Origin of the sequence: Streptomyces sp. (assembly GCF_035563135.1) — a bacterium.
Classification (GTDB): Bacteria; Actinomycetota; Actinomycetes; order Streptomycetales; family Streptomycetaceae; genus Streptomyces.
This window is the reverse complement of the sequence record NZ_DATMVN010000283.1, coordinates 1-26,582: the sequence shown is the minus strand read 5'-3', so window position 1 is coordinate 26,582 and position 26,582 is coordinate 1. Positions and strand designations below refer to the sequence as shown.

At 70.7% G+C, this 26,582-nt stretch carries 23 protein-coding genes, 1 tRNA gene and 3 pseudogenes; 18 read left to right on the top strand and 9 right to left on the bottom strand.

The genetic code is table 11. The features are described from left to right. From VN520_RS12545 to VN520_RS12530, 4 genes are all read left to right on the top strand, one after another. Window positions 1–1,596, top strand: a complete 1,596-nt coding sequence (locus tag VN520_RS12545) for an MFS transporter (protein ID WP_325746966.1) — start codon at window positions 1–3, stop codon at window positions 1,594–1,596. A gap of 263 nt (window positions 1,597–1,859) precedes the next feature. Continuing rightward, a complete protein-coding gene (locus VN520_RS12540; RefSeq protein ID WP_325746965.1) occupies window positions 1,860–2,663 on the top strand; it encodes an alpha/beta hydrolase in 804 nt (267 codons plus the stop codon). Then, window positions 2,663–3,946 (top strand): PP2C family protein-serine/threonine phosphatase, encoded by a 1,284-nt coding sequence (locus VN520_RS12535; protein WP_325746967.1) that lies wholly within the window; start codon window positions 2,663–2,665, stop codon window positions 3,944–3,946. The genes VN520_RS12540 and VN520_RS12535 overlap by 1 nt, the downstream gene beginning before the upstream one ends. After that, the gene (locus VN520_RS12530; RefSeq protein WP_325746964.1) at window positions 3,943–4,290 is read left to right on the top strand and encodes an STAS domain-containing protein; all 348 of its coding nucleotides are present in this window, start codon (window positions 3,943–3,945) and stop codon (window positions 4,288–4,290) included. Before VN520_RS12535 ends, VN520_RS12530 begins: the two co-directional genes overlap by 4 nt. A 45-nt stretch (window positions 4,291–4,335) precedes the next feature. On the opposite strand, the gene VN520_RS12525 is transcribed toward VN520_RS12530, so the two are convergent. The 3 genes from VN520_RS12525 to VN520_RS12515 form a co-directional block, all read right to left on the bottom strand. After that, complete coding sequence (locus VN520_RS12525; RefSeq protein WP_325746963.1) at window positions 4,336–5,232, bottom strand: cellulose-binding protein; 897 nt, start codon at window positions 5,230–5,232, stop codon at window positions 4,336–4,338. 204 nt (window positions 5,233–5,436) lie between these two features. After that, window positions 5,437–7,971, bottom strand: coding sequence for an SUKH-4 family immunity protein (locus tag VN520_RS12520; RefSeq protein WP_414719837.1), 2,535 nt, complete (start codon window positions 7,969–7,971; stop codon window positions 5,437–5,439). Between the two features lie 5 nt (window positions 7,972–7,976). After that, window positions 7,977–8,954: an SMI1/KNR4 family protein gene (locus VN520_RS12515; protein ID WP_325746961.1), complete on the bottom strand. Its 978-nt coding sequence runs from the start codon at window positions 8,952–8,954 to the stop codon at window positions 7,977–7,979. 238 nt (window positions 8,955–9,192) lie between these two features. Here VN520_RS12515 and VN520_RS12510 point away from each other — a divergent pair, with 238 nt between their 5' ends. Both VN520_RS12510 and VN520_RS12505 read left to right on the top strand, forming a co-directional pair. After that, a complete protein-coding gene (locus VN520_RS12510; RefSeq protein ID WP_325746960.1) occupies window positions 9,193–9,714 on the top strand; it encodes a YwqJ-related putative deaminase in 522 nt (173 codons plus the stop codon). A gap of 10 nt (window positions 9,715–9,724) precedes the next feature. Continuing rightward, window positions 9,725–10,243, top strand: coding sequence for an SUKH-3 domain-containing protein (locus VN520_RS12505; RefSeq protein ID WP_325746959.1), 519 nt, complete (start codon window positions 9,725–9,727; stop codon window positions 10,241–10,243). An 84-nt stretch (window positions 10,244–10,327) separates the two neighbouring features. Here the strand turns inward: VN520_RS12505 and VN520_RS12500 are convergent, their stop codons facing one another. After that, on the bottom strand, window positions 10,328–11,629 hold the full coding sequence (locus tag VN520_RS12500; protein ID WP_325746958.1) for a sensor histidine kinase: 1,302 nt from the start codon (window positions 11,627–11,629) through the stop codon (window positions 10,328–10,330). A gap of 155 nt (window positions 11,630–11,784) precedes the next feature. Between VN520_RS12500 and VN520_RS12495 the strand changes: the two genes are divergently transcribed. The 7 genes from VN520_RS12495 (at window position 11,785) to VN520_RS12465 (ending at window position 17,437) form a co-directional block, all read left to right on the top strand. Beyond that, the gene (locus VN520_RS12495) at window positions 11,785–12,642 is read left to right on the top strand and encodes a hypothetical protein (protein ID WP_325746957.1); all 858 of its coding nucleotides are present in this window, start codon (window positions 11,785–11,787) and stop codon (window positions 12,640–12,642) included. Between the two features lie 28 nt (window positions 12,643–12,670). Beyond that, window positions 12,671–12,742: transfer RNA gene (locus VN520_RS12490), tRNA-Gln, on the top strand. 109 nt (window positions 12,743–12,851) lie between these two features. Beyond that, window positions 12,852–14,300, top strand: a complete 1,449-nt coding sequence (glmU, locus tag VN520_RS12485; protein WP_325746956.1) for a bifunctional UDP-N-acetylglucosamine diphosphorylase/glucosamine-1-phosphate N-acetyltransferase GlmU — start codon at window positions 12,852–12,854, stop codon at window positions 14,298–14,300. A gap of 119 nt (window positions 14,301–14,419) precedes the next feature. Next, entirely contained in the window at window positions 14,420–15,397 is a 978-nt protein-coding gene (locus tag VN520_RS12480; protein ID WP_203186723.1) for a ribose-phosphate diphosphokinase, read from the top strand. Window positions 15,398–15,607: 210 nt separating this feature from the next. Then, window positions 15,608–16,192: a 50S ribosomal protein L25/general stress protein Ctc gene (locus tag VN520_RS12475; RefSeq protein WP_325746955.1), complete on the top strand. Its 585-nt coding sequence runs from the start codon at window positions 15,608–15,610 to the stop codon at window positions 16,190–16,192. Between the two features lie 105 nt (window positions 16,193–16,297). Continuing rightward, window positions 16,298–16,891: an aminoacyl-tRNA hydrolase gene (pth, locus tag VN520_RS12470; RefSeq protein ID WP_325746954.1), complete on the top strand. Its 594-nt coding sequence runs from the start codon at window positions 16,298–16,300 to the stop codon at window positions 16,889–16,891. A 75-nt stretch (window positions 16,892–16,966) separates the two neighbouring features. Then, on the top strand, window positions 16,967–17,437 hold the full coding sequence (locus tag VN520_RS12465; protein WP_325746953.1) for a hypothetical protein: 471 nt from the start codon (window positions 16,967–16,969) through the stop codon (window positions 17,435–17,437). Window positions 17,438–17,472: 35 nt separating this feature from the next. Here VN520_RS12465 and ppc read toward each other — a convergent pair whose 3' ends face one another. Next, window positions 17,473–20,202, bottom strand: a complete 2,730-nt coding sequence (gene ppc / locus VN520_RS12460; RefSeq protein ID WP_325746952.1) for a phosphoenolpyruvate carboxylase — start codon at window positions 20,200–20,202, stop codon at window positions 17,473–17,475. Between the two features lie 327 nt (window positions 20,203–20,529). Here ppc and VN520_RS12455 point away from each other — a divergent pair, with 327 nt between their 5' ends. The 3 genes and pseudogenes from VN520_RS12455 to VN520_RS39615 all read left to right on the top strand — a co-directional run. Next, window positions 20,530–21,513 (top strand): acyl-CoA desaturase, encoded by a 984-nt coding sequence (locus VN520_RS12455; RefSeq protein ID WP_325746951.1) that lies wholly within the window; start codon window positions 20,530–20,532, stop codon window positions 21,511–21,513. After that, the gene (locus VN520_RS12450; protein WP_250290909.1) at window positions 21,510–22,196 is read left to right on the top strand and encodes a TetR/AcrR family transcriptional regulator; all 687 of its coding nucleotides are present in this window, start codon (window positions 21,510–21,512) and stop codon (window positions 22,194–22,196) included. Before VN520_RS12455 ends, VN520_RS12450 begins: the two co-directional genes overlap by 4 nt. Before the next feature lie 17 nt (window positions 22,197–22,213). Next, a pseudogene (locus tag VN520_RS39615) lies at window positions 22,214–22,309 on the top strand (Uma2 family endonuclease); the annotation flags it as partial. Here VN520_RS39615 and VN520_RS12445 read toward each other — a convergent pair. After that, a complete protein-coding gene (locus VN520_RS12445; RefSeq protein ID WP_325746950.1) occupies window positions 22,302–23,099 on the bottom strand; it encodes a trans-aconitate 2-methyltransferase in 798 nt (265 codons plus the stop codon). The pseudogene VN520_RS39615 and the gene VN520_RS12445 overlap by 8 nt on opposite strands. A gap of 89 nt (window positions 23,100–23,188) precedes the next feature. Between VN520_RS12445 and VN520_RS12440 the strand changes: the two genes are divergently transcribed. Beyond that, complete coding sequence (locus tag VN520_RS12440; protein ID WP_325746949.1) at window positions 23,189–23,686, top strand: MarR family winged helix-turn-helix transcriptional regulator; 498 nt, start codon at window positions 23,189–23,191, stop codon at window positions 23,684–23,686. Here the strand turns inward: VN520_RS12440 and VN520_RS12435 are convergent. Next, on the bottom strand, window positions 23,645–24,442 hold the full coding sequence (locus tag VN520_RS12435; protein ID WP_325746948.1) for a response regulator transcription factor: 798 nt from the start codon (window positions 24,440–24,442) through the stop codon (window positions 23,645–23,647). The two genes, VN520_RS12440 and VN520_RS12435, sit on opposite strands and share 42 nt — an antisense overlap. 270 nt (window positions 24,443–24,712) lie before the next feature. Between VN520_RS12435 and VN520_RS12430 the strand changes: the two are divergent. After that, a pseudogene (locus VN520_RS12430) lies at window positions 24,713–25,150 on the top strand (GNAT family N-acetyltransferase); the annotation flags it as partial. Here the strand turns inward: VN520_RS12430 and galK are convergent. Both galK and VN520_RS12420 read right to left on the bottom strand, forming a co-directional pair. Continuing rightward, complete coding sequence (gene galK / locus VN520_RS12425; RefSeq protein WP_325746947.1) at window positions 25,140–26,381, bottom strand: galactokinase; 1,242 nt, start codon at window positions 26,379–26,381, stop codon at window positions 25,140–25,142. The pseudogene VN520_RS12430 and the gene galK sit on opposite strands and share 11 nt — an antisense overlap. Beyond that, window positions 26,378–26,582, bottom strand: a pseudogene (locus VN520_RS12420) (UDP-glucose 4-epimerase GalE); the annotation flags it as partial. The gene galK and the pseudogene VN520_RS12420, both read right to left, overlap by 4 nt.

Below are 26,582 nucleotides of genomic sequence, written 5' to 3'. Positions count from 1 at the left end.
GTGGGCGGCACGGACGGCACCGGCGGCACGGACAGCCCACAGGCGGCGCGCGGGGCGGCCCCTCCGGACACAGCACCGCACACCGACCGCGGCCGGCGGCCGGTCGCCGCGGCCCTGATGCTCGGCATGGGCCTCGCCGCCATCGACGGCACCATCGTCGCGACCGCCGTGCCCCAGATCGTCGGAGACCTCGGCGGCTTCTCCGTCTTCTCCTGGCTCTTCTCCGGCTACCTGCTCGCCGTGACCGTCACCCTGCCGGTGTACGGAAAACTCTCCGACACCTTCGGCCGCAAGCCCGTCCTGATCGCCGGCATCATCCTCTTCCTGGCCGGCTCCCTGCTCTGCGCGGCCGCCTGGAACATGGCGGCCCTCATCGCCTTCCGCGTCGTCCAAGGCCTCGGCGGCGGCGCCCTCCAGGGCACGGTGCAGACCATCGCCGCCGACCTGTACCCGCTCAAGGAACGCCCCAGGATCCAGGCGAAACTCTCCACCGTCTGGGCCACCTCGGCCATCGCCGGACCCGCGGCCGGCGGGCTCCTCACCGCGTACGCCGACTGGCGCTGGATCTTCCTCATCAACCTGCCGGTCGGCGCCGTCGCCCTCTGGCTGGTGGTCCGTCACCTCCACGAACCCGCCCGGCCCCGCCACGCCACCCGCCCCCGCACCGACTGGGCGGGCGCCCTCGCCGTCTTCGCCACCGGCGCGCTCCTGCTGACCGCGCTCGTCCAGGGCGGCGTCGCCTGGCCCTGGCTCTCCGCACCCTCCCTCGGGCTGCTGGGAGCGAGCGCCGCACTGGCCGCCCTGACCGTCGTCATCGAGCGCCGCGCCGCAGAACCCGTCATCCCCGGCTGGGTGTGGCGGCGCCGCACCATCGCCTCGGTCAATCTCGCCCTCGGCGCGATGGGGCTGCTCATGGTCGCGCCGACCGTCTTCCTGCCGACCTACGCCCAGTCCGTCCTCGGACTGGGCCCGATCGCCGCCGGGTTCGTCCTGTCCGTGATGACCCTGAGCTGGCCCGTCGCCGCCGCCCTCTCCGACCGGGTCTACAACCGCATCGGCTTCCGCCGCACCGCGATCACCGGCATGTCCGGGGCCCTGCTGGTCCTGCTCTGCTTCCCGCTGCTGCCCTACCCCGGTGCGGCCTGGCAGCCCGCCCTGCTCATGCTGCTGCTCGGCGCGGCGCTCGGCCTCTTCCAGCTCCCGCTGATCGTCGGGGTCCAGTCGACGGTCGGCTGGACCGAGCGGGGCACGACCACGGCGTCCGTACTCTTCTGCCGCCAGGTCGGCCAGAGCCTGGGCGCCGCGCTCTTCGGCGCCGTCGCCAACAGCGTGCTCACCTCCCGCCTGGCCGGCTCACCCGCCCCGGGACCGACCGGCGACCTGGACGCCGTCTCGCGCGCCCTGGAGGAGCCGGCCGCCCTCTCCGCCGCCGCGACGGACCACCTGCGGCGGGCCGTCGACACAGCCGTCGACCACGTGTTCGCCGGCGCCGCGGTCGCCGCCGCGCTCGCCCTGCTGGTGCTCGTCCTCCTGGCCCCGCGCCGCTTCCCGGTCCTCGACGAGCACGAAAGCGCTCCCCGGACACCCAAGGGCTAGACAACTTACGCGCCACCTGGGGCAGTTCACCCGCACCCCTGGGCCCTCGCGGGGAGGCCGACGAGACCGTCGAGGACATCGCCTACGACTTCGACATGACTCCGGAGCAGGTGGGTGCCCTCTGCGAAGCAGTGGTGGGCCTCGCAGCCTGAAAGCAGCGGCAGACCCCCGGGCGGGCCTCCCGGCGGACGGTGCCGTTCCGCTGAGGGGCGGCACCGGGAGGGCCGGAACCGGCACCGCCCCCGAAGTGCGAGGATGCCTGTATGGACATAGTCAGCAGGAACAACATCACGATGGCGGGCCCCGAGGACGCGCCGGTCCTCCTCCTGGCACACGGATTCGGCTGTGACCAGAACATGTGGCGGCTGGTCGCCCCCGCACTGGCCGAGAACTTCCGCGTGGTCCAGTTCGACTACGTGGGGTCGGGCCGCTCGGACCTCTCGGCATGGAGCGAGGCACGTTACGGCGCCCTGGACGGCTACGCCCAGGACGTGGTGGAGATCTGCGAAGCCCTCGACCTGCGCGAGGTCCGCTTCGTCGGGCACTCGGTCAGCGCCATGGTCGGCGTACTCGCGGCAGCCGCCGCCCCGGACCGGATCACCTCACTGATCATGATCGGCCCCTCCCCGCGCTACGTCGACACCCCCGGCTACCGGGGCGGATTCAGCGCCGAGGACATCGACGAACTCCTGGAATCCCTGGAGTCCAACTACCTCGGCTGGTCGGCGGCCATGGCGCCGGTCATCATGGGCAACCCCGACCGCCCCGAACTCGGCGAGGAACTGACCAACAGCTTCTGCGCCACCGACCCCGCCATCGCCCGCGTCTTCGCCCGGACCACGTTCCTCACCGACAGCCGCGAGGACCTGAAGAAGGTGAGCGTCCCCACCCTGGTCCTGGAGTGCACGCAGGACGTCATCGCACCCCGGGAAGTGGGCGCCTACGTCCACGCGAACATCCCGGGCAGCCGCCTCGTCACCCTGGACGCGACCGGCCACTGCCCCCAGCTGAGCGCCCCAGAAGCGACGGTGGCCGCCATCGCCGACTTCGTGGGAACCCAGCCGTGATGTGCCGCACCGGGCACAGCCCCGACCGGCCGGAGGGCGAGGACACCGCCTCCACCGACGCGGCGTTCTCCGCGCTGCTGGAGGACAGCGCCGAGGAGCTCTACGACTCCGCCCCCTGCGGCTATCTGTCCACCCTCATGGACGGAACCATCGCGAAGATCAACACCACGCTGCTGACCTGGCTCGGCCGGACCCGCGAAGAGGTCGTGGGCCGCATGCGCTTCACCGACCTGCTGACCGTCGGCGGCAAGATCTACCACGACACCCACTTCGCACCCCTCCTGAGCATGCAGGGCAGCATCAACGGCATCGCCCTCGACATCAAGAAGGCCGGGGGCGGCCGGCTCCCCGTACTCGTCAGCTCCCTCACGAAGACCGACAGCGACGGCCGGCCCATGCTGATCCGTACGACGGTGTTCGACGCCAGCGACCGGCGCGCCTACGAACAGGAACTGCTCCGCGAGCGCCAGGTGGCCGAAAAGGCCCGCAAACAGGCCGAGGAGGACCGCGAACGGCTCCAGGAAGCACTCGCGGTACTGCAGAGCAGCCTGCTCCCCGCCGCCCTCCCCCCGGTACCGGGCATGGAAGCCGCCTCCCACTACCACACCGCCTCACCGGACCGGCTCGGCGGAGACTTCTACGACCTCTTCCCCCTGGACGGCGAACGCTGGGCCTTCTTCCTCGGCGACGTCTGCGGAAAAGGCCCCCAAGCCGCCGCCGTGACCTCCCTGACCCGCTACACCCTGCGGGCCGCCGCCCTCCACGACCCCGACCCCGTGGCGGCGCTCACCACCCTCAACACCGTCCTCCACGAGCGGTACACCTCGGGTGACCCGCGCTACTGCACCGCCGTCTTCGGCATCCTCGAACCCGACGGCGACACCGTCACGGTCGACCTCGCCTCCGGCGGCCACCCCCCGGCACTCGTCCTGCGCCAGGACGGCCGGGCCGACTACCTCCCCACCCCCGGGGGGCTCCTCGTCGGCATCCTGCCCACCGCCCGCTTCACCCCCGCCAGGACCACCCTCGCCGCAGGAGACACCCTCCTGCTCTACACCGACGGCCTCACCGAGGCCCGGATCGGCGAGAAACGCGAACTGTTCGGGGACGAAGCCCTGCGCGCCTTCACGGCCGGCCTCCCCCACACCGGCCCCCAGCAGGTCGTCACAGCCCTCACCGGCCTGCTCAACAGCTTCGGCGACGGCCTGGACGACGACACCGCCCTCCTGGCCATCGGCGTACCCGCCGACCGGCCCGACACAGCAAGCGATTCCCTGACATGAGCCCACTGACGACAACCGTCCGAGACACCGAGGCCGGCCCGGTGCTCACCGTCACGGGAGAACTCGACTACAACACCGCCGACGAGCTCCGCCAGGTGGTGACCGGCCTCACCCTCACGCCCGGCCAGCGACTCGTGCTCGACCTCGGACGCCTCGACTTCTGCGACTCCAGCGGCATCACCACCTTCATCGTCGCCCGCAACCACGCGACCGCCGCCCAGGCCGACATAGCCCTCGTCGCCGTGCCCGCCGCCGTCCTCCGCATCCTGCGCATCACCGGACTCGACCAGGTTTTCCCGCACGAACCGGGCCTGGACACCCGCGACCAGGCCGCCGGCGACTGACCGTACGACCCGGCACGGACACCCCACCGGACACCCCGCCCGGCACTACTCCCCCGCGCCCGCAGCCGCACGCCCCGTCAGAGCCGCCAGCGAATGCCGTACGTGCGCCATGTGCGCCTGCACCTCCTCGCGGCCCTCCTCGTGCTCCCGCAGGATCCGCTCCGTCTCCCGCACCACACGCTCCTCCGCCACCCCGGCCCCCGCCAGCAGCTCCGCCGCACGCGCCTCCGCGTCCTCCTGACCGTGCCGGGCCGCCTCCTCCGCCTCCGCGAGCTCCCGCCGCGCCCGCGCGAGCAACGCCTCCCCACGAGCCGCCAGCCCGGCCTCACGCTCCACCGCCGCAGCCTCCGCCGCAGCGATCTCCGCATCCGCCGCCTTGCCCCGCTCGGCATGCTCCTGCTCCTGATGCGCCAGCACACCCGCCGTACGCCGACGCGTCTCCTCCATCTCCGCCTCGGCCACCCCCCGCACCTCAGCAGCCTCCTGACGCGCCTCCTCCACCAGCGCCCCAGCAGCCTCCCGCGCCGCGGCCAGCACCTCCTCCGCACGGGCATCCGCCGCAGCCCGCACCTCCCCCGCCCGCACACGCGCCGCCTCACGGACCTCCCGGCCCGCAGCATCCGCCGCATCCCGCAGCGCCTGCGCCTCCTCCAGCGCCGCCTCCCGCGCCGCCTGCGCCTCCTCCTCCGCCAGAGCCAGAATCTGCTGCGCCCGCTCCCCCAGCGACTGATACGTCTGCGGCGCCAGCGAAGCCACCACCTCACCCAGCCGCACCGCCTCCGCCGCCAGCTCCTGCGCCCGCGCCGTCAGCCGGGAAAGCCGCTCCTCGGCCCCGTCCCGCTCCGCCGACAGCGCGGCCACCACGCGATCCACCTGCTCAGGACGGTAACCACGCCCCCGCACACCGACGAACCCGTACGCGGACACCGGTCCACCACTCATCCCTGAAGCCCTCTTTCCCACACTCCGACGCCCGGCCACCGATCAATACGTCAAGGATGCGGTAATTGGCCCGGAAGTCGGAATCGATCAGTTGTATTCAGGACGGAAGCGACCCGCATCACAGCACCCCGCACAAAAGGCGCCCGCCCCCACCAGGGGACGAACGCCTCTCGCACACCACACATCAGACCCGGCCGGACCCGCTCACAACAGCCCGTCCCACATCTGCTCCAGCAGAACCGACCACCAGCCCTCCGGCGACGCCAGCGCCGCCGGATCGATCGCCACCAGCTGCGCCTGGAAATCCACCGTCCAACGGCCCGCCTGCTCCGGATTCAACCCGAACCGCAGCCGCCACATCCGGCCCAGCAACGCCATCGACCGCACGAACTCCGGCAGCCCCGTATTCACGAACTGCGGCGGCACCGGCCGGCCACCCGGCCCCCCCTCCACCGGCACGGCCACGATGTTCGCCGTCCCGTACTGCACACAGATCGCCCGGCCGAAGTCCGACCCCATCACCAGATACGAACCCGCGTCCGACGCCGGCTGCACCTGCCGCTGCACCGCGAGCTCCGCCAGCGTCGGCACCACCGGATGCCCCGGCTGCGCCCAGAAGAACGGCCCGAAATCAGCGGGCAGCCCCGCCCACACCAGCGTCCGCGCCACCACCTCCGGCACACCCTGACGCGACACCGCCCGCTGGTCGAAGCGCATCACCCCAGGACCGAACGCCCCGTGCAGCTCCTCCGCCAACGCCTCCGGAGGCACCGCCATCGCCGGCGGCATCTGCGGCAACGGCGCCCGCACCGGAGCAGGCCGCGCCGGACCGTCGGCCACCTGGTGCAGCTCACCCTGATGCGTCAGCAGATGCTGCATGCCCTGCTGCCGGCTCGCATGATCCGTGCCGTACGGCGCCACACTCGTGATCCGGACCTGCGGCCAGGTCTCCCGGATCATCCGCGCACAGTAACCACCCGGAAGCTCACACGACTCCAGCTCCGTGTGCAGCTCGATCACCTGCTGCGGCGGCACGTTCATCGCACGCAGCTCATGCAGCATCTGCCACTCCGGATGCGGAGTGCCCGGCGCCGAACGCCGGATCAACTGCTGCTCACTGCCGTCGGCCGCACGGAAACGCAGCACGGCCTGATACCCCGGGCCCACCGTCGGCTGCCCCGGGGGCTGCTGCGGATAGCCGTACGCCCCGGGGGGCGGCGGCGGAGTGTGCGGGCCACGACCGGGCATCCCGGGAGGCCCCGGAGGACCGGGCGGCTGCGGCGCACCCGGGCCTGCCTGCCCCGGACCCGCCAGCATCGTCGCGGCATGGTGCACCCCGCCGCCCGGGGGCGGCGTCGCTCCCGGAGGAGGTCCGGGCGGCCCGGGAGGAGCAGGAGAGCCGGGCGGCGGCGTGGAGCCGGGCGGCGGCGGAGGCATCGCACCCGGAGCACCCGGAGCGCCGGGCGGGCCGGGAGGAGCGGGGGGCCCGGGCGGGCCCGGAGGACGCGACGCGTTCGGGCCACCGATGCTCGCGTCGGCGAACATCGTCGCGGCGTGATGCACCCCGCCACCCGGAGGCGGCGTGGAACCAGGGGGGCCGGGAGGCGCGGGAGGTCCGGGAGGCCCGGGAGGTCCGGGGGGCCCGGGAGGACCAGGGGGAGCAGGCGGCTGCGGCGCACCCGGAGGCGGCGTCGCACCTGAAGTCGGCGCATCCGGAGGACCGAGCTGCGAGACGAGCTGCGTCGGCAGGTAACCACCCGCCGGCGCACCAGGCGCACCCGGCCCCGAAGGCGGCGGAGTCGCCCCCGGCACACCGGGCGCACCGGGCGGCGGCGGAGTCGTCGGACCCGTCCCCCGCGCACCCGGCGGCGGCACCGCGGCCTTGCTCGTCGCCGCGTCCGCGACGTCCCTCGCACCGGACGGCCCCTGCGGGTCCAGCCCCGGCACGACCGCGGTCGACGGCAGCTGACTGCCACCCGACATCAACGCCGTGGGCGCCTCCGCCGAAACCACCGGCGGCGGAGTCCCGTCATCGTCCGAACCCGAGAGCGGCGGCGCGAACACCGTCACCGGCAGCGGCACCCCACCCTCGTCCGCACCCGCGTTCGTGTCCGTACCCGTCCAAGGAGTACCCCCGGCCGGAACCCCGTCATTCGCCGTCGGCTCATGATCCCGCTGCCCACCGGCAGCCGGCCACGCCGCACCCGAACCAGCGCCAACCGGCGCCGGCACGGAAGGAGAGGACGAAGAAGCAGAAACAGAAGCAGGAGCAGGATCCGGCGAGGACGACGGCGCGGGCATCGGACCGGAAGAGGACGACGGCACAGCATCGGCAGGCGAGACATCCGCCTCCGCACGCCCCTCCGGAATCCCCAGCTTGTCCGCCGCCTCCTGAAGCCACTCCGGCGGAGTCAACAGGAACGACGTCTGATTCAGATCAATACGCTGCGGCGGCTCCGGCACATCCCGCACCTCCGCCGACGCCCCGTACTCCTCCTCGTACCGCCGGATCACCTCACCCACCGGCAACCCCGGCCACAACGTGGCCTCACCACTGTCCCGGGCGATCACCAGACGCTGCCGGCCACCGTCGGAAACAGGACCCTCCGCCCTGTCCTCCGCCCACACCACAAAACCCAGCTCGAACTCACGGACCCGGACCTCACGCTGCTGATACGCGGGCACGTCACCGTTGACCCACTCATCCGCCCGCTCCTGCGCCTGCGCGAACGTCACCACCGCACTCACCCCTCCACCGGGACGGCCCGCGCGAAGCCACCGTCCACCATCAGGTTCGCCACCGTCTCCAGCTCCGGCGGATTACCCGCGAGACGCTGAAGGAAAGCATCGAAATCCTCACCGCACGGCACCAGAAGCCGGTCCACCCGCTCCTGCACACCCCAGCCGTCCTGATCCCGCGCATCGTCGTACGCGCAGAACCACACCGACCCCACACCACCACCGCGCACCTTCACCGCCAGGATGCCGCCCTGGACGAAACCCACGCCCAGAAAATCCTTCGTGAAGTGATCACGCAGACACTTGTTGACGTACACCAGATCATTCACAGCCGCTTCCTCACGCACCGTGAAGAACGGCTGATCCACCAGCAGACCCAGCTCCGCATCCAACGCCGCACCCACCGGAGCCGAACCACCGGCCGCCTTCAGGAACGACCGGTACGCACCCGGAAGCCGATAGCCCAGATCCTCCTCGACACCCAGGATCTGCTGCTCACCGACCGCCACAGAACCCTTCGGCAACCGGAAATGAGCAGGCCGGACCTCCTGGAGCGGCCGCGTACCACGACGGCTGTGATCCACCGGAGCCGTCGCCAGCCCACCGTGATGACGCAACAACGCCTTCACCTCGACCGGCACCAGCTCCATCCGCCGGCCACCCGCCACGTGGTGCCACGTCCAGCCGTGCGGAGTCGCCACCGCCGGAATCGTGTCCCACAGCTCATGCCCGCTCGCCGCCAGCGCCGCGTTCGCCGACACGTAATCCGTCAGCCGCAGCTCATCCACACCGAAACCCGGAGGCGGATCAGCGATCTCCGCGGCCGCACGCGCATACGGCGAGAACACCGGATAGCCGTCCCCGTCCACACGCACACCCCTGGGGTGACGGGACGCCCGGACAGGATCCGGGAAATGCACGACCTGCCCGGCATAGGCCGCATTCGGTGGCGCGGCTTGCTGCCCGAGCCGACCTGTCGTCATGGCGGTTGCCCCCTGCTGCGTCTGGTGTTCCGCACAGCCTATGCGGTGACGCAACACGGCCCCCCGCCCCCGCACACCCCTTCACCGACCGTCACCAAGGCGTGACGGACGCACGACAACCGAACCGCCCGACCACGACACGCAGACACGTTTCACCGACCCAGCTTCCCCACCACCCTGCATATTTGGCAGGCTGTCCCCCGCAACTCGGGGGATTGCAGGGAGGGACACGAGCACCATGCGCACAGCACAAACAGTCACACCCGGAGACCCGCGACTCAGTTGGAGCACCACCGAACCCCACCAGCCACCACGCCTCCACCACCGCCGCGACGGCATCCTGCCCGCGGTGGCCGCAGCCCTGTCCGTACGCGGAGAGACACTCACCTGCACCGCAGGCAAAGGCGACCAGCCACCCGTCCTCCACCCACTCGTCCAGGACTTCCTCGACACCCTCACCAGCAACCAGCGCGAACGCTTCACCGGACGCTGCCCCGAAGCCATACTCCTGTCACGACAGCTCACCGCAGCCGACGGCAGCCGCTCCAAACGCGCCCAGCGCAAACCCCTCACCAACGGTGAAGCCCGCCGCGCCCTCAAGCACGCCCGCATCACCGCCCGCCGCATCCGCGAGGACGGCGACCCCCTCCACGGCAGCTACGCACCCCCCTGCCGCTCCTGCACCGAAATGCTCGCCCACTTCGGCGTACGCCCCGTCGACCTCACCACAGGCGCGGCCACCACCGCCGAGAAGGGCTGAGAACACCACCATGCGCGACCGGACCGACGTCCCCGGCCAGCAGAGCCGCACCTCCACCACCCGCTTCCCCGTCGCCGTCGACGCCGCACTCCGCGACGCCGGATGGCACCCCGGCCGCTGGGACATCCGCCAGGCCGAGGAATGGGCCGACGCCCTGCGCTCCCACGCCTCCCCCGCCGGACACCAGCACGCCGTCTTCCCCGCAGCGGTCGAAGCCTGGGCCGAATTCGGCGGACTCCACCTCACCCCCTCCGCACCCGGCCGGCAGATCGCCACCACCACCGCGCACATCGACCCGCTCCGCGGACTCCACCACGCACGCACCCTCGGCGACCTCGGACGCGCACTCACCACCGAAGTCGCCCCCCTCGGCGAAGAAGGCGACGGACAAGCCGTCCTCGCCATCGACAGCGAAGGACGCGTCTACTCCATCGACCACACCGGCGACTGGTACCTCGGCTCCGACATCGACCGCGCCCTCGAAACCCTCATGACCGGAACCCAGCCCACCCGCCTCACCCCCAGCTGAGAACCCCCAGGCTGAACCCCCCGCCCGCCCCGCCTCACCCCCGGCCGAGAACCCCCACACCCGGCACCCTCACACCCGGCACCCTCACGCCGCCCCGCCGTCCGGCAGCACCGCCGACACCCGGAAACCCCCCGCATCCGTCGGCCCCGACACGAACACACCCCCCAGACCCAGCACCCGCTCCCGCATCCCCACCAGACCGTTACCACCGCTCGGCAGCCCCGCATCCGCCGTCACACCATCCGCCGGACCGTTCTCCACCTGCATCGCGACCTCCCCACCCCGATGCGCCAGCCGCACCCACGTCCTCGCACCCGCCGCATGCTTGTGCACGTTCGTCAACGCCTCCTGCACCACCCGGTACGCCGTCTGCTCCACCTCCGGCGCATACGGACGCAACTCCCCCTCCACCGACAGCTCCACCGTCATCCCCGCCTCACGGGACTGCGCCACCAGCGCCTCCACCTCGCGCAACCGCGGCCCGTCCTCCACCACCGCAGCCGCAGCAGCCACCCGCCCCACCGAGGCGAGCGGCACCCGCCCCGCCCCCGCAGCCACCGCAGCATCCCCGCTCCGCAGCACCCCGAGCATCTCCCGCAGCTCCGTCAACGCCTGCCGGCCCATGTCCCCCACCAGCGCCGCGTTACGCACCGCCTTCGCCGCGTCCTTCGGCGCCACCGCCTGCAACGCCGCCGCATGCACCACCATCAGACTCACCCGGTGCGCCACCACGTCGTGCATCTCCCGCGCGATCCGGGTCCGCTCCTCCGTACGCGCCCACTCGGCCCGCTCCTCCGCCCGGTCCGCCAGCAGCGACAACTCCCGCTCCAGCGAATCCGCACGCTCCCGCAGACTCTCCATCAGCCTGCGCCTGGCCCCGACGTAGAGACCGAAGAGCACCGGGGGCGCCGTCAGCCCCAGCGACATGAAGAGGGACACCCCGGGGACGTACCAGACGGACCCCCCGTAATCGCCCACGCTCTGCCGCAGCCGCACGTACGACACGATGAACGTGCCGACGAGCGTCATCCCCGTCAGCACCACCGTGATCCGGCGCGGCACCTCCGAGGCCGCCAGGGTGTACAGCCCGACGATCCCCATCAGGAAACCCATCTCGGCCGGCGTCGTCGCGACCGACACCAGCACCACGGCGATCGGCCAGCGCCTGCGCAGCACCAGCACCGACCCCGCCAACAGCCCGAAGAGCACCCCGAGCGGCACCGGCAGCCCGGTCTCCCCGGCGAACGCCACCCCCTCCAGCGCACACTCCAGCGCCGAGACCAGCGCCAGCCCCACGTCCAGGACGACACCGCGCCGCCGTCCCCACCACCAGTAGCCGCGGGTGGTCAAACCCGCCGCTTCCCGGTCTGCCCCCGTTACGGTCATGGCATCCAGCCTACGGGCGGGCGCATCCCGATTTCCGGGGACTCCGTCAGCACGGAAAGTGACCGGTCGCACCACAAAAGCAGGCAGATCCCACGATCCGGTGAACCGAGCACGCTTTCGACCCGGACGTCCGCATTCCGGACGATGCTGCGCGTATGACACATGCCACTGGCAAGTACGCAGACTTCGAAGGGCTACGGGAGAAGGCAGTCGCGCTGCGCAGAGAGGGCCTCAGCCGACGCCAGATCCGCGACCGGCTGTACGTCGACAACAACGACATCCTGAACCGCCTCCTGGAGGGCGAGCCGGCACCGGAGTGGACGAAACGCCCGAACGCCAAGGACGACCTGCGGGAGAAGGCCCGGGAGCTGAGACTCCAGGGCATGACCTACGACCAGATCCAGGTGGAGCTGGGCCGCTCGAAGAGTTCGATCTCGCTGTGGGTCCGGGACCTGCCGAAGCCGGAACGCAAGCGGACCCGGGAGGAGGCCTCCGCCATCGCACGGCGCGGCTGGGAAGGCACCCTCCAGCGACGTGAAGCGGAGCGCCAGAAGACCAAGCGGGACGCAGCCGCCGAGTTCGCCGCCATGACCGACCGAGAGCTGTTCGCGGTCGGGGTCGCGCTCTACTGGGCAGAAGGCTCCAAATCCAAACCCCACCGACCACAGGAGAGGGTCACGTTTACCAATAGCGATCCGAAAATGATCAAGGTCTTCCTCGCCTGGCTCCACCTCCTGGACGTCCCACCTGCACACCTGAAGTTCCACGTACATATCCACGAGTCAGCCAACGCGTCCGAGGCGGAGCGATTTTGGATGGATCAGGTCGGCCATGACTCCGGGTCGTTCGGCAAGACCACGCTGAAGAGGCACAACCCCACCACCAACCGCAAGAACACCGGCGAGGGTTACCGCGGATGCCTGGTCGTTCGCGTAAACAAGAGCGCGGAGCTATACCGTCGCATCGAGGGCTGGTGGTGCGGCATAGTAGATGCCACGCCGCCTATCGGATGACCGTTGTCCGTTTTGGCGGCACTTGCTATCCCCTATGGTGTAATCGGCAACACGAGTTACTTTGGATAACTTGTTCCAGGTTCGAGTCCTGGTAGGGGAGCGTCCAGCTGCGGGCCCCGACCTCACCGGTCGGGGCCCGCGCTCGTTTCGGGCGTAAACGCCCCCGGTATCCTGCGGGTGTCCACCACCCGAAGCCGAAGGGCACATCCGTGAGCGCCAACCCCCCGGCAGCCGTCGTCGTCCTCGCAGCGGGTGAGGGCACCCGCATGAAGTCGAAGACCCCCAAGGTCCTGCACGAGATCTCCGGGCGCTCGCTCGTCGGACATGTCGTCGCCGCCTCCCGTGAGCTCGACCCGCAGCACCTCGTCGTGGTCGTCGGCCACGCCGGCGATCAGGTCACCGCGCATCTCTCCGCCGGGGACATCCCCGTACGCACCGCCTACCAGGCCGAGCAGAACGGCACCGGCCACGCGGTCCGGATGGGGCTGGAGGAGCTCGGCGGCACCGTCGACGGCACCGTGATCGTCGTCTGCGGCGACACCCCGCTGCTCTCGGGCGGGACGCTCTCCGCGCTCGCCGCCACGCACGCCGCCGACTCGAACGCCGTCACCGTGCTGACCGCCGAGGTCCCGGACTCCACCGGCTACGGCCGGATCGTCCGCGACGCGGCCACCGGTGCCGTCACCGAGATCGTCGAGCACAAGGACGCCACGGACGCGCAGCGTGCGATCCGTGAGATCAACTCCGGTGTCTTCGCGTTCGACGGGCGGCTCCTGAGCCAGGCGCTCGGGGAGGTGCGTACGGACAACAGCCAGGGCGAGGAGTACCTCACCGATGTGCTGTCGATCCTGCGTGAGGCCGGGCACCGTGTGGGTGCCTCGGTGGCGGGTGATCACCGGGAGATCCTGGGCATCAACAACCGGCTCCAGCTCGCGGAGGCCAGGCGGCTGCTCAACGAGCGGCTGCTGGAGCGCGCCATGCTGGCGGGCGTGACGGTCGTGGATCCCGCGTCGACGCTGATCGACGCGTCGGTGACGTACGAGCGTGACGCGGTCGTGCACCCGGGGACCCAGCTGCTGGGGTCGACGCATCTCGGGGAGGACGCGGAGGTCGGCCCGAATTCCCGGCTGAAGGACACCGTCGTGCACGCGGGTGCGCGGGTGGACAACACGGTCTCGGACGGCGCCGAGGTGGGTCCGGGCGCGTCGGTGGGGCCGTTCGCGTATCTGCGGCCGGGTACGCGGCTGGGCGCGAAGTCCAAGGCGGGTACGTATGTCGAGATGAAGAACGCGACGATCGGTGAGGGCACGAAGGTGCCGCATCTGAGTTATGTCGGGGACGCGACGATCGGTGATCACACCAACATCGGTGCGGCGAGCGTGTTCGTGAACTACGACGGGGTGGCCAAGCACCACACCACGATCGGGTCGCACTGCCGGACCGGGTCGGACAATATGTTTGTGGCGCCTGTCACGGTCGGGGACGGTGTTTACACGGCGGCGGGTTCGGTCATCACGAAGGACGTGCCGGCGGGTTCGCTGGCCGTCGCCCGGGGCCAGCAGCGGAATATCGAGGGCTGGGTCGCCCGGAAGCGTCCCGGCAGCGCGGCCGCTCAGGCGGCTCAGGCCGCCGTTCAGGAGTCCGACGGCGAAAGCTGACCGGAAACAGGCGCGCCGGACTCGGCGTACCGTGATAGATGCTCACCCATTTCGGCTGGCTCGTCGCTCATCGGGACACATGCGCGCGGTGCCAGATACATGTCTGAGGAGACTGTGCTGTGACCGGGATCAAGACGACCGGCGAGAAGAAACTGATGCTCTTCTCCGGCCGCGCCCACCCCGAGCTGGCCGAGGAGGTCGCACATCAGCTGGGTGTCGGTCTCGTGCCGACGAAGGCCTTCGATTTCGCCAATGGTGAGATCTATGTGCGGTTCCAGGAGTCCGCTCGTGGTGCCGACTGCTTCTTGATCCAGAGCCACACGGCTCCGATCAACAAGTGGATCATGGAGCAGTTGATCATGCTGGACGCGCTGAAGCGTGCGTCGGCGCGGTCGATCACGGTGATCGTGCCGTTCTACGGTTACGCCCGTCAGGACAAGAAGCACCGTGGCCGTGAGCCGATCTCGGCGCGTATGGTCGCGGACCTGATGAAGACGGCGGGTGCGGACCGCATTCTGACCGTGGATCTGCACACGGACCAGATCCAGGGCTTCTTCGACGGTCCGGTGGACCATCTGTTCGCGCTGCCGATCCTGGCGGACTACGTGGGCGCGAAGGTGGACCGTTCGAAGCTGACGATCGTCTCTCCGGATGCCGGCCGGGTGCGTGTGGCCGACCGCTGGTGCGACCGGCTGGACGCGCCGCTGGCGATCGTGCACAAGCGGCGTGACAAGGATGTGCCGAATCAGGTCAGCGTCCATGAGGTCGTCGGTAACGTCGAGGGCCGGGTGTGTGTGCTGGTCGACGACATGATCGACACTGGTGGCACGATCTGTGCCGCTGCGGACGCCTTGTTCGCGCATGGTGCCGAGGACGTCATAGTGACGGCCACGCACGGTGTGCTGTCGGGTCCGGCGGCGGACCGTCTGAAGAATTCGAAGGTGAGCGAGTTCGTGTTCACGGACACGCTGCCGACGCCGGGTGAGCTGGAGATCGACAAGATCACGGTGCTGTCGATCGCGCCGACGATCGCGCGTGCGGTGCGTGAGGTGTTCGAGGACGGTTCGGTGACGAGCCTCTTCGAGGAGCAGGAGTGATCTCCTGCGGGTGATCGGGATGATCTCCTGCGGGTGATCGACTTTGGGTGCGGCCTCTTTGCCGGGTAGACTTGTGAAGTTGCTCGGCGAGGGAGGCCGTTCTCATGCGCAGGCATGGGGCCGGTGGTCCGTTATCGACGCGCTCTTCGTAGCAGGCCTGTCGTGGGCCGGGTGACCATCGGTTTTTCGTCACCTTACGAGGAGTGCAGCATGGCTGAGATCAAGCTCGACGCAACGGTCCGTACGGAGTTCGGCAAGGGCGCTGCCCGTCGTACCCGTCGCGCCAACCTGGTTCCCGGGGTCGTCTACGGCCACGGTGCTGAGCCGGTTCACATCAACCTGCCGGGCCACGATCTGCTTCTGGCTCTGCGTACGGCCAACGTCCTGATCGGTCTGCAGATCGACGGCAAGGACGCCCTGGTGATCCCGAAGGCTGTGCAGCGCAACGCGCTCAAGGGTCACATCGAGCACGTCGACCTGCTGACCGTGAAGCGCGGCGAGAAGGTCAACGTCGAGATCGCGGTGCACGTCGAGGGTGACCTGGCGCCGGGCGGCAACCTGCTCGAGTACGTGCAGAACACGCTGCTCGTCGAGGCCGAGGCCACGCACATCCCCGAGTCCGTGACGGTGTCGATCGAGGGCCTGGACGCCGGTGACTCGATCCTGGCGAAGGACGTTCCGCTGCCCAAGGGTTCGGTGCTGGCGGGCGACGAGGACGCCGTGGTGCTCCAGGTCGTCTCCGCGCAGGCCGAGGAGCCGGCCGAGGGTGCCGAGGGTGAAGGCGCCGAGGCCTGAGCCTCGTCCCACCTGCTTGACTGACGGGGTGGCGGTTCCCTTCCGGGGATCCGTCACCCCGTTTCCCTGTCATCACTGGTCCGTCCTTGAGGAGACCGAGCGCAGATGTCCGACGTCACCGACCCCTGGCTGATCGTGGGTCTCGGAAATCCCGGCCCTGAGTACGCGGCGAACCGGCACAACGTCGGGTTCATGGTGGCCGATCTCCTTGCGGAGCGGATCGGGGGGAAGTTCAAGCGGGCGCAGAAGGCGCAGGCGCAGGTGCTGGAGGGGCGGATCGGTCCGCCCGGTCCTGGGAGTCGTCGGGTGGTGCTGGCGAAGCCGATGTCGTACATGAATCTTTCGGGTGGTCCGGTGACGGCGCTGCGCGATTTCTACAAGGTGCCCACGGACCATGTCGTGGCTGTTCATGACGAGTTGGACATCGATTTCGGGATGTTGCGGCTGAAGCTGGGTGGCGGTGACAACGGGCACAACGGGTTGAAGTCGATGACGAAGGCGATGGGTCCGGATTATCACCGGGTGCGGTTCGGGATCGGGCGGCCGCCGGGGCGGATGCAGGTCGCGGATTTCGTGCTGAAGGATTTTTCGTCCGTGGAGCGCAAGGAGCTGGCGTATCTGGTGGACCGGTCGGCGGATGCGGTGGAGTCGTTGCTGGCGGATGGGCTGGAGCGGGCTCAGTCCGCGTACAACTCCTGACATTCCTGTTGCTTCTTGGGTGTTTTTCGGCCGTAGGTTGACCGGGGGCAGGGCTCTGCCCAAGGATCGGCCGTCATGAAGCGGAGTTCCTCCCACCGGCTGCTGGCCCATGGCCGTACGTTCGTCTCGGGCTGTGTCGTCCTGGTGCTGCTGGTCGCGGGGGTGTGGTCCTCGTGGAGCAGTGCGCATCACGTGGTTCTGGCCAAGGGCCGTGAGCACGGGACGATGGTGGTGACGGCGTGTGGTGAGGATGTGTGTACGGGGTCGTTCGTGCCGGACGCCGATGCGCAGGGGCGTGCGGTGGTGAGGATCGAGCGGTCCGTCGCGGTGGAGGAGGGGGATCGTTTCCCCGTGGTGGTGAAGCCCGGGTCCGGGGACGTTCTGCGTACCGGGGCTGCGGGCTTTCTGCATGCCTGGGTGCCGTTGGGTGGTGCGCTGGTGCTGGCGGCCCTGGTGATCGGTGGCGGTATGCGGCTGACGCGGACGGCGTGGGGTGCGGGGATCGCGGGTGCGGCCCTGTTGACGGCGACGTTCGTCGCCCTCTGACGGGTCCGCACCCGCTCGGTCTTCCCCTGTGCGGGTCAGCCGGTGTTGCGGAGGCCTGCCGCTACGCCGTTGACGGTGAGCAGCAGGGCGCGGGCGAGGAGCGGGTCGGCTTCCTCGCCGCGTTCGGCGGCCTGGCGCTGGCGGGCGAGCAGGGAGACCTGGAGGTAGGAGATGGGGTCCAGGTAGGCGTCGCGGATGGCGAAGGTCTGCTGGAGCACCGGGCTGGTGCCGAGGAGTTCGGTGCTGCCGGTGACCTTGAGGACTTCCCTGACGGTGAGTTCGTGTTCGGCCCGGATGACGTCGAAGACGTGCTTGAGCTCGTCGGGGACGAGGGTGTCGACGTAGTGCTGGGCGATGCGCAGGTCGGTCTTGGCGAGGGTCATCTCGACGTTGGAGATGAAGTTGCGGAAGAAGTGCCACTGTCCGTGCATTTCTTCCAGGACGGTGCCGAGGCCGGCTTCGCGCAGTGCCTTGAGGCCGGAGCCGACGCCGAACCAGCCGGGGACGATCTGCCGTGACTGGGTCCAGCCGAAGACCCAGGGGATGGCGCGCAGGCCGTCGAGCGAGACGCCCGAGCCGGGGCGGCGGGAGGGCCGCGAGCCCAGGTGCAGGTCGGCGAGCTGGTCCACCGGGGTGGAGGCGAGGAAGTACGCGGGCAGGTCGGGGTCCTCGACGAGCTTGCGGTAGGCGTCGTGGGCGGCGTCGGAGACGGTGTCCATGGCCGCGTCCCAGCGGGCGAGCGCTTCGTCGGACTGGCGGGGCGCGGTGTGGAGTGCGGAGGCCTGGAGGGTGGCCGCGACGGTCAGTTCCAGGTTCTCCCGTGCGAGTGCGGGGATGAGGTACTTGTCGGAGATGACCTCGCCCTGTTCGGTGACCTTGATCTCGCCTTCGAGGGTGCCCCAGGGCTGGGCGAGGATCGCGTCGTGGGAGGGGCCGCCGCCTCGGCCGACGGTGCCGCCGCGGCCGTGGAAGAGGCGCAGGCGTACGCCGTAGCGGTGGGCCACGTCGCGGAGCCGGCGCTGGGCGCGGTGGATCTCCCACTGGGAGGTGGTGATGCCGCCGAACTTGGAGGAGTCGGAGTAGCCGAGCATGACCTCCTGGACGTCGCCGCGGAGGGAGACGAGGCGGCGGTAGGAGGGGTCGGCGAGCATCTCGTCGAGGATGACGTCGGCGGCCTTGAGTTCGTCGGTGGTCTCCAGGAGCGGGACGATGCCGATCTTGGCCCAGCCGCCGTGGAGGTCGATGAGGCCGGCCTCACGGGCGAGGACGGCGGCGGCGAAGACGTCGTCGGCGCCCTGGCACATCGAGATGATGTAGGACTCGATGACCTCGGGGCCGAAGCGCTCGAATGCCTGGCTGATGGTGTGGAAGACGCCGAGGGTCTTCTCGCCGGCGGCGTCCAGCGGTGCCGGGGTCGGGGCGAGGGGGCGGCGGGAGCGGAGTTCCTTGGCGAGGAGCTTCTGCCGGTAGTCGCGGGGCATGTCGGCGTAGCGCCAGGATTCCTCGCCGAGGCGGTCGAAGAGCTGGCCGAGGGTGTGGTGGTGGGCGTCGGCGTGTTCGCGGACGTCCATGGTGGCGAGCTGGAGGCCGAACGCGGTGAGCGTGCGGATGGTGCGGTCCATGCGGCCGTCGGCGAAGAGTCCGCCGCGGTGTTCGCGCAGGGAGGTCTGGATGAGGACGAGGTCGGCGATGAGTTCGGCGGTGCCGAGGTAGTCGCAGCCGGGGCGGTGGGGGGTGCCGTTGGCGAGGCGCTCGCGGGTGTTGACGAGCTTCTGGCGGATGCAGGTGGCCTTGAGCCGGTAGGGCTCTTCGGCGTTCAGCCGCTTGTAGCGGGGGCTGATCTCGGGGAGGCGTTCCAGGTCGGCCTGGAGGGAGGTGAGGAGCTCGTCGGTGGCTCCGGTGTAGCGGATGGAGTTGGAGAGCAGTCCCCGCAGCTGGTCGATGAGTTCGAGGGCGTCGGTGATGCCGTGCTCGTGCTGGAGGATGAGCACGTCCCAGGTCACGGCGGGCGTGACGTTGGGGTTGCCGTCGCGGTCGCCGCCGATCCAGGTGCCGAAGGTGAGGGGGCGGGTGCCGGCGGGCAGTTCGACGCCGACGCGCTCCAGCTCTGCTGCCAGGTCCTCCAGGACGTCGCCCACCGCGTTGGCGTGGAGTTCGTCGAGGTAGTAGATGGCGTTGCGGGCCTCGTCGGCGGGCTCCGGGCGGACGACGCGGAGTTCGTCGGTCTGCCAGATGAGGTCGATGTTCTCGGCCAGCCGGATGTCCTGGCGGCGGCGGTCGGCCTCGATGACGGGTGTTTCGAGCAGTTCGGCGATGCGGCGGAGCTTGTTGAGTACGGAGCGGCGTGCGGCTTCGGTGGGGTGTGCGGTGAAGACGGGCCGGACGTTGAGGTTCTTGACCGTCTCGCGCAGGTGCTCGGGGTCGGCGTCCTTGAGGCGGTCGGCGGTGCGGGCGAGGAGTCCGCCTTCGGCTGCCCGGCGGTCGCGCATCTCGTGGGCGCGGTGGACCTGTTCGGTGACGTTGGCGAGGTGGAAGTAGGTGGAGAAGGCGCGCACGAGCTGTGCGGCGGTCTCCAGGTCCGTGTCACCGAGGAGTGCGGCTGCTGCCTCGCCGTCGGTGCGGGTCAGGGCGCGGACGCGCTCGACGAGGTCGAGGAGGTCCTGGCCCTCCTGGCGTACGAGGGTCTCGCCCAGCAGGTCGCCGAGGCGGCGGATGTCGGCCCGCAGTTCGGTGTTGGCGGCAGGGGTCTGGTCGGCACTGCTCACAGTGTGCGGCTCCTTGCAGTGGTTGAGCACGTCTGTCAGGGGGGCCGGGGCGCTCGCGGTGCTGACGGGGCACCCCGGATATGCAGAGTGCGGACCGCGCTGTCCGACGCACCCAGGATAGGTGTCCGGACCTTCGGTGTGCTCGTTGCCCTGCGGGGTGGGCGGGATCCGGGGTAGACGGGGGGTGAGGGCCTCTCCGCACGAGGGTTTTCGCGGTGGTGTTCTCGTGGCGTGTTGCGTTTCGCTGTCATACTTACGTTGCCGTAGGTTACGGAACCGTAGCCCGCTCATACCGTCATATTTCCTCACCTCACGGGGGACTCCCCAATGCCCACCAGCCCCGATGTGATCGACGACGGCCTGCCGAGGGCAGGCGACCCCGCACCGCCCTCCGCCACGCTCGGCGGCGACAAGAAGCGTTCGGTCGAGCAGATCGCGCTGCTGCTGTTCATCGTGGTGCCGTTCGCGGCCCTGGTCGCGGCGGTGCCGCTGGCCTGGGGGCGCGGTGTCAGCTGGCTCGACCTCGGCCTGTTGGTCGTCATGTACTACTGGGGCTGCCACGGCGTGACGATCGGCTTCCACCGCTACTTCACGCACGGCTCGTTCAAGGCGAAGCGCCCGCTCCGCATCGCCCTGGCCGTCGCGGGTTCGATGGCGGTGGAGGGCCCGCTGGTGCGCTGGGTGGCCGACCACCGCAAGCACCACCGCTTCTCCGACGCCGAGGGCGACCCTCATTCACCGTGGCGGTTCGGCGAGGATCTCCCGGCGCTGCTGAAGGGCCTGTGGTGGGCCCACATCGGCTGGATGTTCAACGAGGAGCAGACGCCGCAGCAGAAGTACGCCCCGGACCTGGTCAGGGACCCGGCGATGCGGACGATCTCGCGTCACTTCCTCAGCTTCACGATTCTTTCGCTGGCGATCCCGCCGCTGGTCGGCGGCCTGGTCACGATGTCGTGGTGGGGCGCGTTCACGGCCTTCTTCTGGGGTTCGCTGGTCCGTGTCGCGCTGCTGCACCACGTGACGTGGTCGATCAACTCGATCTGTCACGCGGTCGGCAAGCGGCCCTTCAAGTCCCGCGACAGGTCCGGGAACGTGTGGTGGCTGGCGGTGCTCTCGTGCGGTGAGTCCTGGCACAACCTGCACCACGCGGACCCGACGAGTGCCCGTCACGGAGTGATGAGGGGGCAGATCGACTCCAGCGCCCGGCTGATCCGCTGGTTCGAGCAGCTGGGCTGGGCGCACGACGTCCGGTGGCCGGACGCCTCGCGTATCGCCGCCCGGCGCAAGGCCGCGGCCGCCGACCCTGCATGATTGACGACGTGGCGACCGACGGAAGCACAAGCGGCGAGAAGAGCATGCCTGCCCCCACGCGACGGGCCCGGCGGGTCCGGATGACGGGCAAGGAGCGCCGCGAGCAGCTCCTGGACATCGGGCGCGCCCTGTTCGCCGACAAGGGCTTCGAAGGCACCTCGGTGGAGGAGATCGCGGCGCGCGCCGGGGTCTCCAAGCCGGTGGTCTACGAGCACTTCGGCGGCAAGGAGGGCCTGTACGCCGTCGTCGTCGACCGCGAGATGCGCCAGCTGCTGGATCTGGTGACGGGGGCGCTCACGGCGGGCCATCCCCGTGAGCTGCTGGAGCAGGCGGCGTTCGCGCTGCTCGACTACATCGAGACGTACACGGACGGGTTCCGGATCCTGGTCCGGGACTCCCCGGTCGCGCAGTCCACGGGCACCTTCGCGTCGCTGATCAGTGACATCGCGACGCAGGTCGAGGACATCCTGGGCCTGGAGTTCAAGGCCCGGGGCTTCGACCCGAAGCTGGCCCCGCTGTACGCGCAGGCCCTGGTCGGGATGGTGGCGCTGACCGGCCAGTGGTGGCTGGACGTACGGAAGCCGAAGAAGGCCGAGGTCGCGGCCCATCTGGTGAATCTGGCGTGGCACGGGCTGGAGAACCTGGAGTCGAAGCCGCGGCTGATAGGCCACCGGAAGAGCTGATCCCGCCTCGGTGGGCGCGTGATCACTCGTCGGTCCTCGACCGGCGCAACGCCCCGGAGCCCGATGTCTGTGCCGTCCGGGCGGAAGCGGTCACCGGACGCGAGCTCACCCGGCCGTGCGGACCACCGCGAAGACGCGGCGGAACGGGAAGACCGTGCCGTGCGGGCCCGCCGGGTAGGCGGTGCGCAGCAGGCCGCGGTATTCGGCGAGGAAGGCGTCTTCGGCGTCGGGGTCCTCGGCGAGGACGTCGAGGAGGGGGCGCAGGCCGGTGCCCTTGACCCAGTCGAGGACGGGGTCCTCGCCCTGGAGCAGGTGCAGGTAGGTGGTCTCCCAGACGTCCACGGTGCGGCCGGGCGCGGTGAGGTGTTCCAGGTAGCCGGCGGGGGTGTGCACGGCGTCGCCGTGGCGCAGGAGGCCGCCGAGCCGGTCGTGCCAGCGGGGGGATCCGGCCAGCTCGCGCATGAGGGTGTGGCTGGGGGCGTCGAAGTTGCCGGGGACCTGGAAGGCGAGGGTCCCTCCGGGGGCGAGGGCGTCCAGCCAGTGGGGGAAGCGGGCGGTGTGGCCGGGGACCCATTGGAGCAGGGCGTTGGAGACGATGAGGCCGTACGTCTCGGTGGGTGCCCAGGTTCCGGCGTCGGCTTCGGCGAAGTCGAGGAGGGGTCCGGCGTGGGTGCGGGCGCGCTCCAGCATCCGGGGGGAGCTGTCGTAGCCGGTGACGCGGGCGCCGGGCCAGCGTTCCGCGAGGAGGGCGGTGACGTTGCCGGCGCCGCAGCCGAGGTCGGCGATCCGGGGTGCGGGTTCGTGCGGCAGGGTCCCGATCCGGGCCAGGAGGTCGTGGAAGGGGCGGGTGCGGTGGTCCGCGTGGCGGAGGTACTGCCCCGGGTCCCAGGTGGGTGCTGTCATGGGGCCCAGGATCACCGGCACATTCTCTTGATGTCAAGACACTCGAAATCAAGAGACTTCATGTCGAGGAACCCTCTACACTGATCGACATGGAGGACGAGGTCGACCGGCTGGTCGCAGCATGGCGCCGCGAGCGCCCTGACCTCGACGTGGAACCACTCGAGGTCCTGAGCCGCGTCTCCCGCCTGGCCCGGCATCTGGACCGGGCCCGCAGGATCGCCTTCGCGGAGCACCAGCTGGAGCCCTGGGAGTTCGACGTCCTGACCTCTCTGCGCCGCGCCGGCGCTCCGTATCAGCTCTCCCCCGGCCAGCTCCTCACCCAGACGCTGGTCACCTCCGGCACGATGACGAACCGCATCGACCGGCTGACCAAGAAGAACCTGGTGGAGCGGCTGCCCGACCCGAGTGACCGCCGCGGCGTCCTGGTCCGGCTGACCGACCTGGGCCGCGACAAGGCCGACCAGTCGCTGGCCGGGCTGCTCGCCCAGGAGCGGGCCATCCTGGGTGAGCTCTCCCGCCAGCAGCGGGCCGAGCTGGCCGGGCTGCTACGCGGGCTGACCGCCCCGTTCGACAACATCCCCGGTTAGCGCGGCAGGGCCCACCCCGGCCTTCCGGGCCAGCGCCACGGCCGCCAGGGTCGAGTGCACCCCCAGCTTCCCCAGCACGTTCTGCATGTGGGTGCGCACCGTGTGCGGGGACAGGAAGAGCCGCTCCGCGACCGCCTTGCGGCCCAGGCCCGCCACCATGCAGCGCAGCACCTCGCGCTCGCGCGGGGTCAGCGACTCGACGAGCTGCTCGCTCTCGGTCCGGTGCTTGCGGACCTCCGTCAGCTCCCGCAGGACTCCGGTCAGCAGGGCGGCCGGCAGATGCGTCTCGTCGCGCAGCACGCCCCGTATGACCGTCAGCAGGCGTTGCAGCGAGCAGTCCTTGGCGACCCAGCCCGAGGCTCCGGCCTGCAGCGCCGTCGCGGCCCGGCGCGGGTCGTCCCTCTCGGCGAGCACCACCGTCCGGATGTGCGGCTGGCTCGCGCGCACCCCGGCCACCAGGGAGATGCCGTCCACCGGGCCGCTGCCGCCGCCCGTGGCCTCCGGTGCGGCGCGCGGCACGGGGACGGTGCGGGCGCCGCCCGCGGTGAACACGCCCAGCTCGGCGTCGACGAGCATCACGTCGTAGCGGCGCCCCTCGGCGGTCGCACGCTCCAGACACCGCAGCGCGGCGGGACCGCTGCCCGCCGCGGACACGTCGACGTCCGGTTCGGCCGCGAGCGCCGCGGCGAGGGACTCGGCAAAGATGCGGTGGTCGTCGACCACCAGAACCCGGATACGAGCCACAGACACCCCCATGCTGTGTGAGCTCCTGGGGCACCCCGTGCCTGACGGGCCCCGACGAGGACGGACCGCGGCGGATGCGGCGCCCGGAGCACTCCGGTGGACCGTCGGCGCACGGCCGCCGCCGCGTGCCGGCCGCCACCCGCCCCGGGCGTCGCATCCGACTGTCTCGTCCCCTGAAACGACACCGGCCCCCACCGGTGCTGAGCATCAGCGTACGGGGGGCGGGGGGCGGCGGAAGGCGATTCGCATAACTGAGCACCCAAGGTGTTTAGGGTGTTGTTCATGTTCCGTCTTGAGACCGAAGTGGACAAGGAACGTCGTATTCTGCTGGGCCGACGGCTGAAAAACGATAATTGGGACGGATCACCGGAGCTGCGCGCCCTGCACTCGACCCCCGCCGAGCACGAGGTGCCGCTGGAGGTCTGGCTCCTGGACGGCCGGGGAGCGCTGGCCGGCGGGCTGAGCGGGCGGACCTGGGCCTACTGGCTCCACGTGGACCTGCTCTGGGTCGACGCCCCTCACCGCGGCCTCGGCCTCGGTGCGCGACTGCTCGCCGAGGCGGAACGCCTCGCCCGCGACGACCGGGCCTGTACCCGCTCCCGGCTGGAGACCTGGGGTTTCCAGGCCCCGGACTTCTACCGGAAGCAGGGGTACGAGGTGGTCGGCGAGGTCGCGGACTATCCACCCGGCGTCGCGGAGTACATCCTGGTCAAGCAGCTGGAGCGACCCGCCGACCCCCCGCCGAGGGCACGGCGGGGAAGATTCCTGGGGCGGCGTGGCCGGCAGAGGTGAAGGCCTCCGAGACGGCCTTGGCGACGGTGTCCGCCATCGCCTCCTCCACCAGCACGATCGCCGAGCCGCCGAAGCCGCCCCCGGTCATCCTGGCCCCGAGCGCGCCGGCCTCGTTCGCCGCCGAGACCACGAGGTCCAGTTCCGGGCACGAGACCCGCAGATCGTCGCGGAGCGAGACATGGCCCGCGTTGAGGACCGGTCCCGCCGCGCGCACGTCGCCCGCGTCGAGCAGCGCGATGACCTGCTCCACCCGGTGGTTGTCGCTCACCACATGGCGGACGTAGCGCACGACCGACTCGTCCTCGCCGGCCGCCGCGAGGCTCTCCAGCGCGGCGTCCAGACCCTCGTACGGGAGGTCGCGGAGGGTGGGGATGCCGAGCGCGCGGGCTCCCGCCTCGCAGCCGGCCCGGCGTTCCGCGTACGCGCCGTCGCCCAGGGCGTGCTTGACGCGGGTGTCGACGACGAGCAGCCGCAGTCCGTGTGCGGCCAGGTCGAAGGGGACCTGGCGCTGGGTGAGGTCGCGGGTGTCCAGGTACAGCGCGTGGCCCTCGGTGCAGCACGCCGAGGCCATCTGGTCCATGACGCCGCAGGGCACGCCGACGAACGCGTTCTCGGCCCGCTGGCCGAGCCTGGCGATCTCCGGGGTGCTCAGGCCGAGCCGGAAGAGGTCGTTCAGGGCGAGCGCGGTGACGACTTCCAGGGCGGCCGAGGAGGAGAGGCCGGCGCCGACGGGGACGGTGGAGGTGAGCTGGATGTCCGCGCCGGTGACGGGGTGGCCGGCTTCGCGGAGCGCCCAGACGACTCCGGCCGGGTAGGCGGCCCAGCCGTGGCCGGAGTGGGGGGCCAGTTCGTCGACGCGCAGGGAGACGACGCCGCCGGGGACGTCGGTGGAGTGCAGGCGCAGCCGTCCGTCGGTACGGCGGGCGACGGCAGCGCGGGCGGTGTGCGGGAGGGCGAGCGGCATGACGAAGCCGTCGTTGAAGTCGGTGTACTCACCGATCAGGTTCACTCGTCCGGGTGCTGCCCAGATCCCCTCGGGGGCGGTCCCGTACAGCGCGGTGAAGGAGGCGGTCAGCTCGGTGGACGAGTGACCGGCCGGCTCGGTGGACGAGGCGGCGGACCCGGTGGGCGGGGCGGCCGGTGCGGCGTGGTCGGTCATGGGGCGGTGGGCTCCTCTCGGCGGGCGAACGTCCACGCGTCGGCGACGATGGCGGCCAGGTCGGCGCGCGAGGGCTGCCAGCCGAGCCGTTCCCTGGCGGTGGCGGCGGAGGCGACGAGGACGGCCGGGTCGCCGCCGCGCCGGGGTGCGGCGGTCTCGGGGACGGGGTGGCCGGTGACCTGGCGGACGGTCTCGATGACT